Annotated in this window: 14 protein-coding genes; 2 read left to right on the top strand and 12 right to left on the bottom strand. The window is 60.1% G+C overall.

From position 1 onward, the window contains the following. Positions 1-51: 51 nt before the first annotated feature. From J4E00_RS03230 to J4E00_RS03255, 6 genes are all read right to left on the bottom strand, one after another. Positions 52-1,218, bottom strand: a complete 1,167-nt coding sequence (locus J4E00_RS03230; protein WP_208173563.1) for a hypothetical protein — start codon at positions 1,216-1,218, stop codon at positions 52-54. Between the two features lie 107 nt (positions 1,219-1,325). After that, positions 1,326-1,994: a YggS family pyridoxal phosphate-dependent enzyme gene (locus tag J4E00_RS03235; RefSeq protein ID WP_208173564.1), complete on the bottom strand. Its 669-nt coding sequence runs from the start codon at positions 1,992-1,994 to the stop codon at positions 1,326-1,328. A gap of 117 nt (positions 1,995-2,111) precedes the next feature. Next, entirely contained in the window at positions 2,112-3,272 is a 1,161-nt protein-coding gene (locus J4E00_RS03240) for a hypothetical protein (protein WP_208173565.1), read from the bottom strand. Positions 3,273-3,479: 207 nt separating this feature from the next. Further along, positions 3,480-4,502 (bottom strand): vWA domain-containing protein, encoded by a 1,023-nt coding sequence (locus tag J4E00_RS03245; protein WP_208173566.1) that lies wholly within the window; start codon positions 4,500-4,502, stop codon positions 3,480-3,482. Positions 4,503-4,689: 187 nt separating this feature from the next. Next, positions 4,690-5,583, bottom strand: coding sequence for a hypothetical protein (locus tag J4E00_RS03250; RefSeq protein ID WP_208173567.1), 894 nt, complete (start codon positions 5,581-5,583; stop codon positions 4,690-4,692). Between the two features lie 115 nt (positions 5,584-5,698). Then, entirely contained in the window at positions 5,699-6,601 is a 903-nt protein-coding gene (locus J4E00_RS03255; RefSeq protein WP_208173568.1) for a DUF58 domain-containing protein, read from the bottom strand. A 93-nt stretch (positions 6,602-6,694) separates the two neighbouring features. On the opposite strand from J4E00_RS03255, the gene J4E00_RS03260 reads away from it, so the two are divergent. After that, positions 6,695-7,066, top strand: a complete 372-nt coding sequence (locus J4E00_RS03260; protein ID WP_208173569.1) for a DUF4296 domain-containing protein — start codon at positions 6,695-6,697, stop codon at positions 7,064-7,066. Positions 7,067-7,143: 77 nt separating this feature from the next. On the opposite strand, the gene J4E00_RS03265 is transcribed toward J4E00_RS03260, so the two are convergent. From J4E00_RS03265 to egtB, 6 genes are all read right to left on the bottom strand, one after another. Next, positions 7,144-7,497, bottom strand: coding sequence for a tRNA-binding protein (locus tag J4E00_RS03265; RefSeq protein ID WP_208173570.1), 354 nt, complete (start codon positions 7,495-7,497; stop codon positions 7,144-7,146). A gap of 28 nt (positions 7,498-7,525) precedes the next feature. After that, entirely contained in the window at positions 7,526-8,149 is a 624-nt protein-coding gene (locus J4E00_RS03270; protein ID WP_208173571.1) for a DUF922 domain-containing protein, read from the bottom strand. Between the two features lie 123 nt (positions 8,150-8,272). Further along, entirely contained in the window at positions 8,273-9,640 is a 1,368-nt protein-coding gene (locus tag J4E00_RS03275; protein WP_208173572.1) for an MATE family efflux transporter, read from the bottom strand. A 96-nt stretch (positions 9,641-9,736) separates the two neighbouring features. Beyond that, complete coding sequence (locus J4E00_RS03280) at positions 9,737-10,837, bottom strand: pyridoxal phosphate-dependent aminotransferase (protein ID WP_208173573.1); 1,101 nt, start codon at positions 10,835-10,837, stop codon at positions 9,737-9,739. 178 nt (positions 10,838-11,015) lie between these two features. After that, entirely contained in the window at positions 11,016-11,969 is a 954-nt protein-coding gene (gene egtD / locus J4E00_RS03285) for an L-histidine N(alpha)-methyltransferase (RefSeq protein WP_208173574.1), read from the bottom strand. 114 nt (positions 11,970-12,083) lie between these two features. After that, complete coding sequence (gene egtB, locus J4E00_RS03290; protein ID WP_208173575.1) at positions 12,084-13,394, bottom strand: ergothioneine biosynthesis protein EgtB; 1,311 nt, start codon at positions 13,392-13,394, stop codon at positions 12,084-12,086. 271 nt (positions 13,395-13,665) lie between these two features. Here egtB and J4E00_RS03295 point away from each other — a divergent pair, with 271 nt between their 5' ends. Further along, positions 13,666-13,935 (top strand): KGG domain-containing protein, encoded by a 270-nt coding sequence (locus tag J4E00_RS03295; protein WP_208173576.1) that lies wholly within the window; start codon positions 13,666-13,668, stop codon positions 13,933-13,935. Positions 13,936-13,977: the final 42 nt, after the last annotated feature.

Here is a 13,977-nt window from a genome sequence, read left to right on the forward strand (position 1 = left end):
TGTTCTTTCTTGATAAGGACCTGTGCGCTGCTCAGGAGGACAGACAGAAAACTACGGTTTCTGCCCTAGCTTATTGCCTTTGTAGCCTTTGATAGCCAATGGAATCCAGCCAATCAACGGGATGAAATAGGCCAGGGTTATGGGATTGCGCCAGAGCATGCGGAGCCAGGCGCCGCGGCGGTCGAGCTGCATGCGGAAGTTGCGCCGGCCTTGCTTCACATAAAGGCGCTCGAACTCGGTGAACATGGCGGGCCAGGCGAAGGGCAAAAAGAAAGGGAAGAAGCGCCGGTTTTCCTTCATGCGCTGCCACAGCTCGCCCCAGCGGTAGGGCTTTTGGCCGTAGGTTTTGACGGCAGCATCCATCTCCGTTTGCATGCGCTGGCGGATTTCCTCGCTCAGGGCCAGGTATTCTTCGCGGGTAAGCTCGTCGGTGGTTTTATCGGTAAGGTCGGAGGGCCGGATGCGGGTGCCCATCACGAAGGTCAGCTTGGCGGGTAGGGCCAGGTAGAAGGCCCAGGGCTGCACCAGCACCAGCAGCAATAGCACCGTGAGCGGCAAAAACGGGATACCGATTTTCTTGGTCAGCTTGTTAATCCATTCCACGCTGTAGGCGTAGGGATTGAGGTATTCGGCGTTGATGGTGTAGAAGGGCATGATGTCGGTGCCGTGCTGCAGGCCCAGGCGGACCATGCTGGTGGCCAAGCGCTGCAGCTCGTACTTCCGGTTGAACCCTTTGCCGATGCCGGGCACCCCTTCGGGGTAGAGCATCAGGTTGTGGTCCTGGTAGTACATCATGGTTTCGAAGTTCAGCGTGGTGGCATCCACGCAGCCGCACTTCTTCCAGAAATCCTTCACCAGATACGGGTTCATCAGGGCCGTCTGGGAGAGTAAGGGGGCCGAGAGCGGACGGGGCAAGTCGCTGAGTTCGCCGTGCTTCTGGAGCAGGTGTCGCCACAGGTGCGACAGCGCCACAATGGCATCCCAGGGGAAAGCCATGCCGGAGTGGTTGCTGGCGAAAATCAGCGGGCGGTCGGGGTTGTTGCGCTGCGGATAGTTTTCAAAACCCACCAGCTCAGAGCGAAACCATACCCGGTCGAGTAATTGGAGAATATTTTCGTCCAGGGTCTGGGTGAACTCTTCCCGAAAATAGTCGTCGTAGATGTGCTGGTTGGCCTGAATGGCCGGCGGTGGCAGCGAGGACGCGGTGGTGGCGGGCATGGTGGGAGATGCAACAGACGGAAGCCGGAAGATAGGTGAATTTCTACCGCCGCGCTTCCTGGCGTAAGTTCCCGCAGTGGGTTACACAGAGGTACGCAGTGGTGGTCTTATCCCCGGCTGCCGAAGATGGCGCTGCCCACGCGAACCAGCGTGCTGCCTTCGGATACGGCCAGCGGATAGTCGCCGCTCATGCCCATCGAAATATCCTGAAAAGCATCATCGTCCGCGAAATAGGTGGTTTTCAGATGGCTGAAGTAGCCGCGCAGTTGCTGAAACTCCTGGCGCAACTGGGCTTCGTCGTGCGTGAATGTGGCCACGCCCATCACACCGGTAAGGCGCACGTTTTGGTATTGGCCGTATTCTTCGGAAGCCAGAATTTCCTCGGCCTCGGCCAGCGAAAGGCCGGATTTGGTTTCTTCCCGGGCAATGTGGAATTGCAGCAGGCCGTTGACAATGCGGTTATTGGCGGCGACATGCTTGTTGATTTCGCGCAGCAGCTTGGCGCTGTCGATGCTCTGGATGGTGTGCACGAAGGGAGCTAGCAGCTTCACCTTGTTGGTCTGGAGCTGGCCGATGAGGTGCCACTCCACATCGGCGGGCAGCTGAGGCTGCTTGGCGGCCATTTCCTGGGGTCGGTTCTCGCCGAAGCAACGGGCCCCGGCGGCATAGGCTTCTTCCAGCTTCTCGACGGGGTGGGTTTTGGTGACCACGCAGAGGCGGGCGGCCGTGCCAGCCAGTTCGGCATTGATGCGGTGGATATTGTCGGCGATGGACATTAGGTTGCTTTAAGACGTTGAGCAGTGTCGGGACGGGGCTGGCCCGTCATTGAATGGAATCGGTGAAACGGTGCGAACGTCCGGTAGGGGCCAGCCCCGCCCCTACATCGTTCATGTTTACGGCTTCACTTCCTTGAACCCCATTTTCTTCACCTCTTCCTCCGAGAGGTTTTTCACCTCCGAAATCACGTTTACGTCGGATTTCTGGACGAGTGGGGCGGTGGCAGCAGCGGTAGTTCTGGTTTGCTGCTGCTGTTGCTGCTCGGAATTGGCCATCACCACTTTGGTATTGTTTTCCACTTGCTTGAACTCGATGTTGACCTGATTGACGCGCTGCTGGGCGGTCACGAGGTCGCGGCGCAGGGCTTCAACCTGGCTTTTGTAGTCGTCGGCGGTGACGGCCTGCTTTTTCAGGCTTTCCTGAATGTCGGCCACCTTCCGCTTCAACTCGTCGGCTTCGGCCTTGGCGGTTTTCAACTCGCTTTCTTTCTGGCGGCGCTCCTGCTCGGCGCGGTCGGCATCCTGGCGGGCGCGGTCGGATTGCAGGCGGCCGGCCAGTTCGTTGCTGCTGATGAGGTTGTCGCAGTTTTTGGTGAGCAGCAGGTTGTTCAGGCTTACCAGGTCGACGCTCACCACGTAGTCGGTCTTGAACTGGTCGGAACTGCTGTAAACCTTGCCGCCAGCGCTGAACACAGTACCGGAAACGCCGGATTCGGCCCCGATTTCCTGGTAGACGCGGCTGTGCACGCTGGAGAGCTTGGCCGAGCGGATGTAGTAGATGCGCTTTTTTAGCTCTTTATCCACGTTCTTGGCCGCTTTGCAGATGTCGAGGTACGGCACGGCGGTTTCGGGCACCAGCACACCGCCAACGTCGGTGATGATGAGTTCCACCACCGAGGCGTGGCTTGCTGCCACCGAGGCCACCATGTAGCTGCCGTTCATCTTGAAGGCGGCGCTGATTTTGGAGCTGTACAGCACATCTGACAACGCTTGGTTCCGCAGCGGCGGCTCGCCCGGCTTGATAAATTGCCCGATGATGCTGGCTTTGTCCCGGTCTTCGAGCAAGATGAGGCAGCCGGTAAGGTCCTCAATCTTGTTGCGGTACATGGCTAAGCCTTTGATGAAAGTCCGGTCGGTGTAGTCGCGGGGTAGGTTGGCGTTGAGCGTGGCTGCGCCATCGGTGAGGCGCACCCGCATGATATGGCCCTGGGCGCGGACGGGTAAGGTGAAAAACGTCGTCAACAACGCCACGCCGAGAGCCAACAGGCTTTTAGTCATGTGAGCAAGGCAGCCGGAAGAATAAAGTCAAGAATAGGGTCGGGCTGCCTAAACAAAAGTAGGACCTCGGGCCGTTGCCATAAGCTACTGAAAACGAATTTCGACGGCTTTACGGTTGCTTGAGTGCGCTGAAGCGGGTAGTGAAGCCATTTAGAACTGCAGGCAACACAACGAAAAGCTGTGTTGGATGACAGTAGGAAACCGCCATTAGTCTTCTAACGGGTTACTCAAAAACGTGCTTTTCAGAAACAACCACAACAGCCATAGCCCAATGCTCAGCCACAGGTACGGCCGGTAAAAATCCTTGGTATTGCGGAAGCGGAGCTGCTTGATTTCGGACTTTTCGAGGCGGTTAATTTGATTGAAAACTTCGCGCAGCCCGGCCGTGTCGGTGGCGCGAAAGAAACGACCATCGGCGGCGGCGGCGAGCTGGCGCATGGTGGTTTCGTCGAGACGGGTTTCGACGTAGCGGACGTGACCCAGCGAATCCTGGCCGTAGGGCACGAAACCATCCTTGCCCAGCCCGATGGTATAGATGCGAATGCCAAAAGCATGGGCCAGCTGCGCGGCTAGCATGGGGTCGAGGCTGCCCGCGTTGCTCTCGCCATCGGAAAGCAAAATCACTACCCGCGAGCGCGCCGTGGACTCACGCAGGCGGTTTGTAGCCACGCCCAGCGCCGTGCCAATGGCCGTGCCATCGTTCTGAATCAGGCCGATGCGCAGGCTGGCGAGGTTTTCACGCAGCAGGTCGTAGTCGGTGGTGAGGGGCGCCAATGAGTAGGCTTCGCCGGCAAAGGCAATGAGGGCCAGCCGGTCGCCCATACGGCTTTTGAGGAAGTCGGCGGCAATGCGCTTGGCGGCTTCGAGGCGATTGGGGCGCAGGTCCTGAATTTCCATCGAGCCCGACACATCGAGAGCCAGCACGATATCGATGCCGCGGCCCGATTGCTCTACTCGCTCGTCGGTGCGCTGGGGGCGGGCCAGTGCCACAATGGCGAAGCTCAAGGCCAGTCCCAACACCACATCGGGCACGAAGCGTAGGACGGCCGTCCAGTCGCGCCGCACTGGCCCAGGCGCAAAGGCCACTCCCACGTGCGCGCGCCGCCGCGCCAGCAAGCGCCGCAGAAAAAACAGCAGCGGCACCGCAGCAATGAGCAGCAGCAGCCGCGGCTGCTGCCACTGGTAGCTGGCCAGCGTGGTATACCGAAGAAGGTTAAAGAAGTCGTTCAAGCAAGCACGAAGGTAGGAAGTTGACGCGTCGCTTAATCGAAGAATAATGAATTGGGGCGTCTGTCATCCTGAGCTTGCGAAGGACCTTACGACCACAAAACAGCTTGCAGTAAATGAATGCTGCTACAAACCGTTCTTTGATGAGAATGTCCTTCGCAAGCTCATTATAACAGGCACCCCTAATTCCTTACGCCGCATTAAGCGACGCGTATCGTCGTTCGGCAAAGCCGCGCAGGCGCTGGAAGGCACGGTCTACTTCGGCGGCGTCTTCGGTTTGCAGATTGCCGTACACTACTTTATCAGTCGCATTCAGGGCTTTGCGCACGTCGCTGTCATTTTCGAAATACGCCACGAGCTCACGGGTTGTGAAAGAGTTCAGGTCACTGTTTTCCAAGCGGGCGAGGTAGTTTTTCCAGAGCACCACGGCCCGCTCCACATTGGTGGCCGAGCGCGAGAGCTCAAACCGCTCGACGTGGCGGGCAAACTGGGCCAGAAAATAGCCGTGGTTTTTGCGCAGCTTGTAGGCCCGGTATCGCCGCGTAAGCCGCCGCCGAAACAGCGCCGCGCTGCCGCCCAACACCGCAAGCAGCGCCAGCACCCCGGCTATCCAGTACGGGTAATTGAAAATTGGCTCGACCGGCACCAAGGCCAGGTTCTGGCGCAGGGCAGGCAGTTCCGCAGTGTTTGCCGACAGCGGCGCTACGGTGCGGCGCAGGCGTACACGGCTGGGCGGCGGCAGAATGCTCAGCGTATCGGGGCCTTGTAGCACGGCTACAGGCAGGGCCAGCGTTTGCACCGAATCGAGCCGGAACGTGCGCAGGTGGTAGATGGCGCGGTCGAGGCTGACGCCTTGGCGGGTGCGTGTCGGAAAGAAGGTCTTGCCGGCGTACTCAAACGGGGCAAATTGCGCCAGCGAATCCGGAAACACCACTTCCAGGTCGGGCGCGTGCTCGTAGCGAAGCTCATAGTCCAGCGGCTCGCCGATGAGGACGGTTTGCTTCAGGAAACGGCCCTGGGGCACTGGGGGTGCAGTTTGGGCACCGGCGTTAGTAGGCAGAAAGCCCAGGATTAACACGGCCATACTGAGCGCAAATGCAGCAACGCTACCGCAGCAGCAAATCAGCTTATTTGTGCGGTAGAGCTGCTTCAACAAGCGCAGCAGCACAGGCTGGCCATTCTCAATCTTCATCCTTGGCTTACCCACGGCGACCCATCTGACGGCGGTGACGAAACAAATTCACGAGTTGAGGCACGAAGTCCCCTTCCGTGCTCAGGGCCAGGAAGCCGGTGCGGTGGCGACGGCAAATGTTTATCAGCTCGGCCTCGCGCCGGTCGGCGGTAGCTTCTACGCTGGCCCGGAAGCCGGCCAACGCCGTGTTTACCCAGCGCACCTGGCCGGTTTCGGTGTCGCGCAGGGGCACGATGCCGAGGGCCGGAAACTGTCGCTCGCGCGGGGCCAGCAATTGCACCACAATCAGGTCGTGGCGCTGGGCCAGCATGGTGAGCTCGCGCTCGTAGTTACCATCGATAAAATCGGACACGAGTACCACCAGACTGCGGCGCTTCAGCAGCCCCAACGCCTGCCGGATGCCCGCTCCTACTCCCGTGCGGGCCGAAACCGGCACCAGGGAAAACAAGCGATTGATGAGCGCATACGTCGGCCGGGGGCCTTTGGCGGGGGGCAAGTACAGTTCCTTTTGGTCAGAGAAAGCGAACAGGCCCAACGCCGAGCCCTGCCGGGCAGCCGACAACGCCAGCAGCCCGGCAATGTCGCGGGCCACGTCGAGCTTGCGGCGCTGGCCATCGCCCACATCCAGCGACCCACTCACGTCGAGCAGCACCAATACCTGCTGTTCCTTTTCCTCTTTGTAGGTTTTTACGAACGTGCCGTGGCCCTTACTCGATACAGCCCAGTCGATGGCACGCACCTCATCGCCGTATTGGTAGAGGCGCACATCGTCGAATTCCAGTCCCGTACCTTTAAAAACAGAGTGAAAATCACCCTGCAGCTGGGCCTCTACCGCTTTGCGGATGCGGATTTCGAGGTGGCGCAAGCGGCGCACCAGCGCAGTGAGGGCCGGGGGCACGGAGGGATTCATGTGGGCGAAGCTACGGTGCGAACGTAACTTTACGGCGTGAAATTATTCCGCTGCCGCCATCTGGGCTTGGCTCTGGCCCCCCTCCTACTTCTGTTGTCTGCCTGCGACGTTCCTGAGCAGCCGCAGCCCCCGGCCGACCTGCTGCCCAAGGAAAAGCTGATTCCGCTGCTAGCCGACCTGCACGAACTGGAAGCCCGCGTCGAAAGCAGCCGCCTCGCCCCCGATTCGAGCCGCGCCTTGTTCCTGGCCCAGCAAAAAACCCTGCTGTGGAGGCGTGAAGTATCCGACTCGGCTTTTCACCGCAGCTACCGCTACTACGGCATCCACGGCAAGGATTTGCACGACATCTACGGCGCAGTTATCGACACGCTCACAGCCCGCCAGCACCGGCTCGACCCAGCCGCCGCCGCTAAAGACTCAGCCGCCGCTGCTGCTAAACGGTGGGAGGGCGAAGAAACCAAATAGTTTTTCAGCAGCAAGTCAGCAGTGGAAGCCCGGACACTGATGTCCGGGCTTCCACTGCTGACTTGCTACATAAGCTCCTAAATAAGCCGGCTGCCGTTGGGAACGGGACCAGCTACGGCCGCCAGCACAATGTGACCATCGGCATCAGCCAAGCCGGTTACCAGTACTTCGGAGCGGAATTTTCCGATTTGCTTGGGTGGGAAGTTGACTACTGCCAGTACTTGCCGGCCGACCAAGCCCTCCGGCGTGTAATGGTGCGTGATTTGAGCGCTGGATTTTTTCAGCCCGATTTCCGGCCCGAAGTCAATCAGTAGCTGGTAAGCCGGCCGACGCGCTTCCGGAAAAGGACGCGCTTCTACAATGGTGCCCATGCGCAGGTCCACGCGCTCAAACTCGGTCCAGGTGAGGGTGTTTGGGGTATCAGGATTCATGGAAGCAGTTTTGTTACAACCTCTGGCCCTACTCTACCGCAAAGGCTTTGAGCAGTTCCAGCCGGGAGGCTATCTGCTTTTCCCAGAAGGCCTGGCGCACAGCGTTCAAGCCGTGGTTAGTATCCTGGTCGTAGCGGTTTTGCTCCCGGTCCCACTCGTTGTACACACCTTTGGTGAGGTTGTTGAAAGCGGGCTGCAGCTTCATACAGTCGGCTTTGGTGGCAAACACGGCCAGTTTCTGGCGCATCACGCGGGCGTAGAGTTCGGTGATGTCGAAGTGCGTTTGCTCGTGGCGCACTAACACTTCGGTCGCCTTCTGAGGGTTGCGAAACCACGAGGTATTGGGGTCGAAGGTAGCCGTAACCGTTCCGGTGAAAACGTAGTCTTTACAGGCAGCATTGGCCTTGAGGTCGGTGGAGGTGGTAGCAGCCAGCGGGTCGCCGGGCCGGGGGCGGCCCAGGTAGTCGGCCACGGTGAGACGGCGCGTAGCCGACCAGGAAATGGGCGACGCAGGCGCGGGCTTAGCGGCGGGCGTTTGGGTGGGCGCCGGCTTCGTGGCGGGCGCCTGCGCGGGAGTAGCCGGGCGGGGGCTGGCACCAGGGCCTTGCAGCAACGCAGCCAACAACCCCAGCGAAGTCAAAAAAGAAAGCATAAATCCAGAAAAAAAGGCGGAAAAGAACAAGACCATGGCCTGCGCGGGACGCAACAACGCGCACCCGGCAAAGATTGCGCCCCGGCTGCAATAGTAACCGCCTCCATGAAAGGAATATCTGCTTTAATGCACCTCGACGGGTAGCGGATGAGCAGCCGCAAACTCCGGCGACGTCTCGCGTCGAAACCGCACAAGCAGCACGCCAGCCACAATGCTCAGCCCTACCAGCAGCCCCGACCATACTCCCGGCGCCCCCAAGTGCAGCCCGAAACCCAAGAAATATCCCAGCGGCAGCGCCACCGCCCAATAGGCCAGCAGCGCTACCACGGACGGCACTTTCACGTCTTCGAGCCCGCGCAAGGCGCCCAGGCCCATCACCTGCAAGCCGTCTGAAACTTGAAACAGAGCTGCGATGAGCAGCAGCGTGGCCGCCTGGGCCACCACGGCTGGGTCGTGGCTATAGAGCAGCGGCGCCACGTGCCGCGTGGCAATAAACAGTATGGCCATGGTACCCATAAAACCAAATCCCAGTAAATAGGCCGCAAAACCAGCCTGCCGGGCCGCCGCCAAATTGCCGCCGCCCAGCAGCTTGCCCACCCGAATGGTGGCCGCCGCTGAAATTCCGCTAGCCGCCATGTAGGTTATTGAAGCCAGGTTGATGGCCACCTGATGCGCGGCTAGCGGCACGGCGCCCAGCCAGCCAATCATGATGGCGGCGGTAGCAAAAGCGCCTACTTCGAAAGCCATCTGCACACCGATGGGAGCCCCGACATTCAACAGCCGGCCCAAGGTGGCAGCATCGGGCAACCAAGTGTGCACGGCGGCGCGGTAGGTGTGCAGGCGCGGTGCCAGCAGCACGTAGGCGGCCATGAGGGCCGCCATCAGAATACGGGCAATGAGCGTGGCCCAGGCCGAACCCATCAGGCCCATGGCGGGGGCACCCCAATGGCCGAAAACCAGTGCGTAGCAGAGCGCAGCATTCACCACATTGGCCAGCACCGAGAGCCACATGGCCTGCCGCGTGAGGCCCAGTCCTTCGGCAAATTCGCGGAAGCCCTGAAACACCATGAGTGGCAGAAACGACCAGCTAATTACCCGCACCCACGGCGCAGCCATGGCCTCCACGGCGGGCGGCTGGCCGAGGAAATGCATGAGGGGCGGCACGCACTGACCAATGCCCGCCAGCGCCAACCCCGCCAACATGCTCAACCAGACCGATGACACCAGCAGCCGGGACAGGGCTGGCTGGTCGCGGCGGCCATCGGCGGCGGCCACCAGGGGCACGCTGCCCATGCTCAGGCCGATGCCCAGAATCATGATGACGTTGGTGCTGTTTACGCCCAGGCTCACGGCGGCCAGCGGCACAGTGCCCGTGCGCCCCACCAGCACCGAATCGACGAAACTCACCATGATGTGCCCTAGCTGCGAGAGCACCACCGGATAGGCAAGCAGCAAGGTAGGCCGCAGGTGTGGGCGAATATATTGTAGCATTATCTCACGTAAAAATAGGCCGGCAAAGATACGGCTTGCCTTATCGCCTGCTGAACCCGGCTTGCAGGCGTTGCTGTGTACCGGCAGAGCCTAACACTAAGCAGCTACGGTGGCAATGGCGACCAGCGCCTGCTGCAAGGCAGCTTCGTCCACGGCGTAGGACAGCCGGACAAAACCCGGGGCGCCGCAGCTGGCACCGTCCACAACCTCCACCCCGGCTTCGGCCAGCCGGCGCACCAAGGTAGCAGAGCCCTCCGCCGCCGGCAGGCCTGGGGTAAGAAAGCGGGTGAAATCGGCAAAAACGTAGTAAGTGCCTTCGGGGGCCACCACGGCCGGAGCCCCGGGCAGGGCAGCCAAAGCAGCTAGCAATTGCTGCCGGGTGGGGCCAAGCTGCGCGCACAGCGCCGCACCAATAGCATCGGCGTGCTCGGTGGCAGCCAGCGCGGCCAACTGGCTGAGCACGGGCACCGCCGCCCCGGTGCTGAATTGTCGGGCCGCTACGGCCCGGGCCAACACTACGGGGGCAACCAGGCAGCCCACTCCCCAGCCAGTCAGAGCCAATGATTTAGAGAAGCCACTTATCACCACATGCTGCTCGTGCGAGCCGGGCATGGCCAGCAGCGTCGTTACTGGAGCATCTCCAAAGCAAATGCCTTCATAAATCTCGTCGCTGAGTATCCACAGGTTGGGGAATTCGGCGGTGACACTTAGCAGCGCGGCCCACTCCTCTCGGGCATAGACACGACCCGTGGGGTTATTGGGGTTGCTGAGGATGAGCAGCCGTGTAGCCGGCGTGAGGGCCTGGAGTAGCGTTTCGGGTGTAAGAGCGTAGTTGTCGGCTGCCGCCAGGGGGAACGTGCGCAGCTCACCGCCGGCCCGTCGCACCAAGTCAAAGAAACCAAACCAGTTGGGGGTGGGCATCAACACCTCATCGCCAGAGCACAGCAGTTCGCTGAGCACTGCAAACAGGCCGGACTTAGCGCCGCCCGTAATGATTACCTGCTCAGCAGTAACAGCAACTGCACCGCGTTGCTGGTAGCGTTGGGCCATGGCCTCGCGCAGGGCCGGCAAGCCCGCAGCCGGGCTCACAACCAGCGGAACGCCTTGGGCCTGGGCATCACGCAATACTGCTTTAGCGGCTTCCAGCGCCACTTCAGGCGCTGCAAAATTTCCATATCCGGAAGCGAGACTGACCACTTGGGAGAATATATGAGTTATGAAGTACGAATGACTTCAGCTGGTGCTGTATCTGTCATCCTGAGCAGCGCGAAGGACCTTCTTACGTCGCAACTGGTTGCATTGGATTAACTGGACAAGCGGGGTAAGGCCTTTCGCTACGCTTCAGAATGACAGTCTAGAATAATGGTACGAGTGCTTATACAGCCAGCACCACATCGGCAAAGTCGCCGGCCGCGTCTGTGAACGAGGCCACCACGCGCAAGCCAGCCTCTGTGGCCAGGGCTTCAATCTGAGGCATGGTGAATTTATAGGAATTCTCGGTATGAATCACCTCCCAAGCCGCGAAATCGAAGGTTTCCTCCAACGTCGCAACGCGCACTTTTTGCGCACGGGTGCTCACCAAAAAGGAGCGCACAGCCCCGTTCAGGGGGCTATAGTCGGTGTAGTGCTGCCAATAGGCGAGGTCAAAATCGGCGCCTAGCTCCCGGTTGAGACGGGTGAGCAGGTTGAGGTTGAAAGCAGCAGTCACGCCCTGCGCATCGTCGTAGGCGGCGCGAATGCGGCGCGGGTCCTTCTGCAAATCGAAGCCAACGAGCAGGCGGTCGGCCGGAGCCAAGGGCGCGGCCAGCTGCCGTAGGAAATCGAGCCGCTCAGCCGGGCCGAAGTTGCCAATATTGGAGCCCAAAAACAGCACGGCCTTGCTGCCGGGCCAGGTACGCAGTTGGTCGAGGGCCGTGGCATAATCCTCCACCACGGGCTCCACACGTAGTGCTGGCAGTTCCTGCTGCAACGCAGCCACCAACCCCGTCATGGCACCCGCCGAAATATCAACCGGTGCGTAGGTAAACCCCGGACCAGCCGCCAGTAATTCGCGCAGCAGCAGCTTGGTTTTGGCGCCATCGCCGGCGCCCAGCTCCACCAGTGCAAACTCGCCGCCATCGGCGGGGCTCAAAGCAGCCACAATGGCCGCCCCGTGCTCCCGAAAAATAGCAAACTCCGTGCGGGTAGGATAATACTCCGGCAAATCCATGATTTGCTGAAACAGACGGCTACCAATGTCATCGTAGAAATACATCGACGACAACGTTTTAGGCATGCGCCGCAGGCCTTTAGCCACATGCTGCGCCAACTCAGTTAAAACATTCAACATGTAGTTAGGTAACGTTTAGCATTCCGCTGCACAGCATGCATACAACTGGAAGCTTTGGTGGAAATTTTGGCAGCTGGCAATGAATGACAGGACATCATAATGAGCAACGCGTTGCTAGCTGTTCACTGACTTCGCCAGCCGAATGCCTGTGAACTGCCAGCGTTTGTCGGCGTGGAAAAAATTACGATAGCTGATGCGGATGTGGTTTTTGGGCGTGGCACACGAGCCGCCCCGCAGCACTAGCTGGTTTACCATAAACTTACCATTGTACTCGCCCAAGGCGCCGGCCGCACGCCGGTAGCCGGGGTAGGCATGGTAGGCCGAGTAAGTCCACTCCCAGCAGTCGCCCAGCAGCTGGTGGCACTGGGCGGGGTTGGCTTCGGTGGGCAGGGGCTGCGGGTCGAAGCAGGCGCTTTCCAGCCAAGTGCCGGCGCGTGAGGTGGCTCCAAAGTGGCGAGCAGCCGTTTCCCATTCGGCCTCCGTGAGCAAGCGGGCACCCGCCCAGTTGGCATACGCGTCGGCCTCGTAGAAGCTGACGTGCGTGACCGGGGCCGACAATACCACCGGCCGCAGGCCATGATGCGTGAAGCGATACCACTCCCCATTGCGCTGTACCCAGTACAGCGGGGCCTCCCAGCCTTGCGTCTGGGCTAGGTCCCAGCCCTCGCCCATCCAGTAGCGAAAATCGCGGTAGCCTCCTGCTTCCATAAATGCCAAGTAGTCGGCATTGGTCACTAGGCGGTTCTGGATTTCGAAGGGTGCTACTAAGACCTCGTGCACGCCCAGTTCATTGTCAAAACAGAAACCTTTTTCCTGAAATCCTACCCGATAGATTCCGCCCGGCACGGGCAGCCACGTTGCGGACGCAGGTGCTGCTTCCGCCTCCATTAGCAGGGTGGAGGCCGGCAGATACTCGGGCGCCAGCGGGCTCGTGCTCAGAATGTATTTGATGTCGGTTACCAGCAGTTCCTGGTGCTGCTGCTCGTGCTGTAGGCCCAGCTCCAGCAGTTCGTAGAAGGTAGCCGGCAGTTCTTCGCCTTGGCTGAGCAGCACCACCATGGCCGCATCGGCATGGGCGCGGTAGGCCAGCACGTCGGCCAGGGCTGGGCGCGAAAGCGTGCCCCGGTCGGCCCGGTTCACCCGCGAACCCAGTGAGTTATAATAGGAATTGAACAGATACGCGTATTCGGGGTGAAATAGCTGGTAGCCCGGTGCGTATTCTTTCAGCAAGAAGGTTTCCCAAAACCAGGTGGTGTGGGCCAGGTGCCATTTGGGTGGGCTCACGTCGAGCGTGGGCTGCACCACGGTGTCTTCGGGCAGCAGGGGTGCGCACAGGGCCTGGCTTTGGGCACGCACTGCCTGGTAGCGGCCCAGCCAGGAAGAGGATACACGGGCCGGAGCCGCCGAGATGTGAAGTTGGTGCATACAGAATCTGCGTGGGTGAGAACTTATTGCACTAACTGGATTAGCAGGGCGGAGGTTATTACGGAACCGTTTTTTAGCGTAAGTCAGTGGTTTTGCCACCATAACGAACAAACACGTTTGGGCAGCAGAAAAGTACGTAGAAGCTCTTCCGTAGAAAGTGGTATTTATGCGCACTTTCGGCCAAAAATCCAACTAATTGAGCCAGGAACGGTACGGGTGTAAAGACGATGCACTACAATTGTACTACACATTCCAGTCCCCTAATACTCCAATGGCAACTTCCCTTTCCAACAATGGTACTGCTCCCAACACGGCAGCAGCCCCCAAAGCTACTACCCGTCCTGCCAACCGCGTAGGCACCAAGAGCCGCCGCGGCTTCGCCGCCATGAGCCCCGAAACCCAGCGCCGCATTGCCAGCGAAGGCGGCAAGGCTTCGCACGCCAGTGGCCGGGGTCACCGCTTTTCGGCCGATGAGGCACGGGATGCCGGTCGCAAAGGCGGTCTCGTGAGCCGTCGTGGCAAGGCCAGCGACAGCAAGTAGTCTGGCTTTGGGCCACAACCGAAGCATGGCGCCCATCTTTGC

This window comes from Hymenobacter negativus, assembly GCF_017571495.1.
GTDB classification, from domain to species: Bacteria; Bacteroidota; Bacteroidia; order Cytophagales; family Hymenobacteraceae; genus Hymenobacter; species Hymenobacter negativus.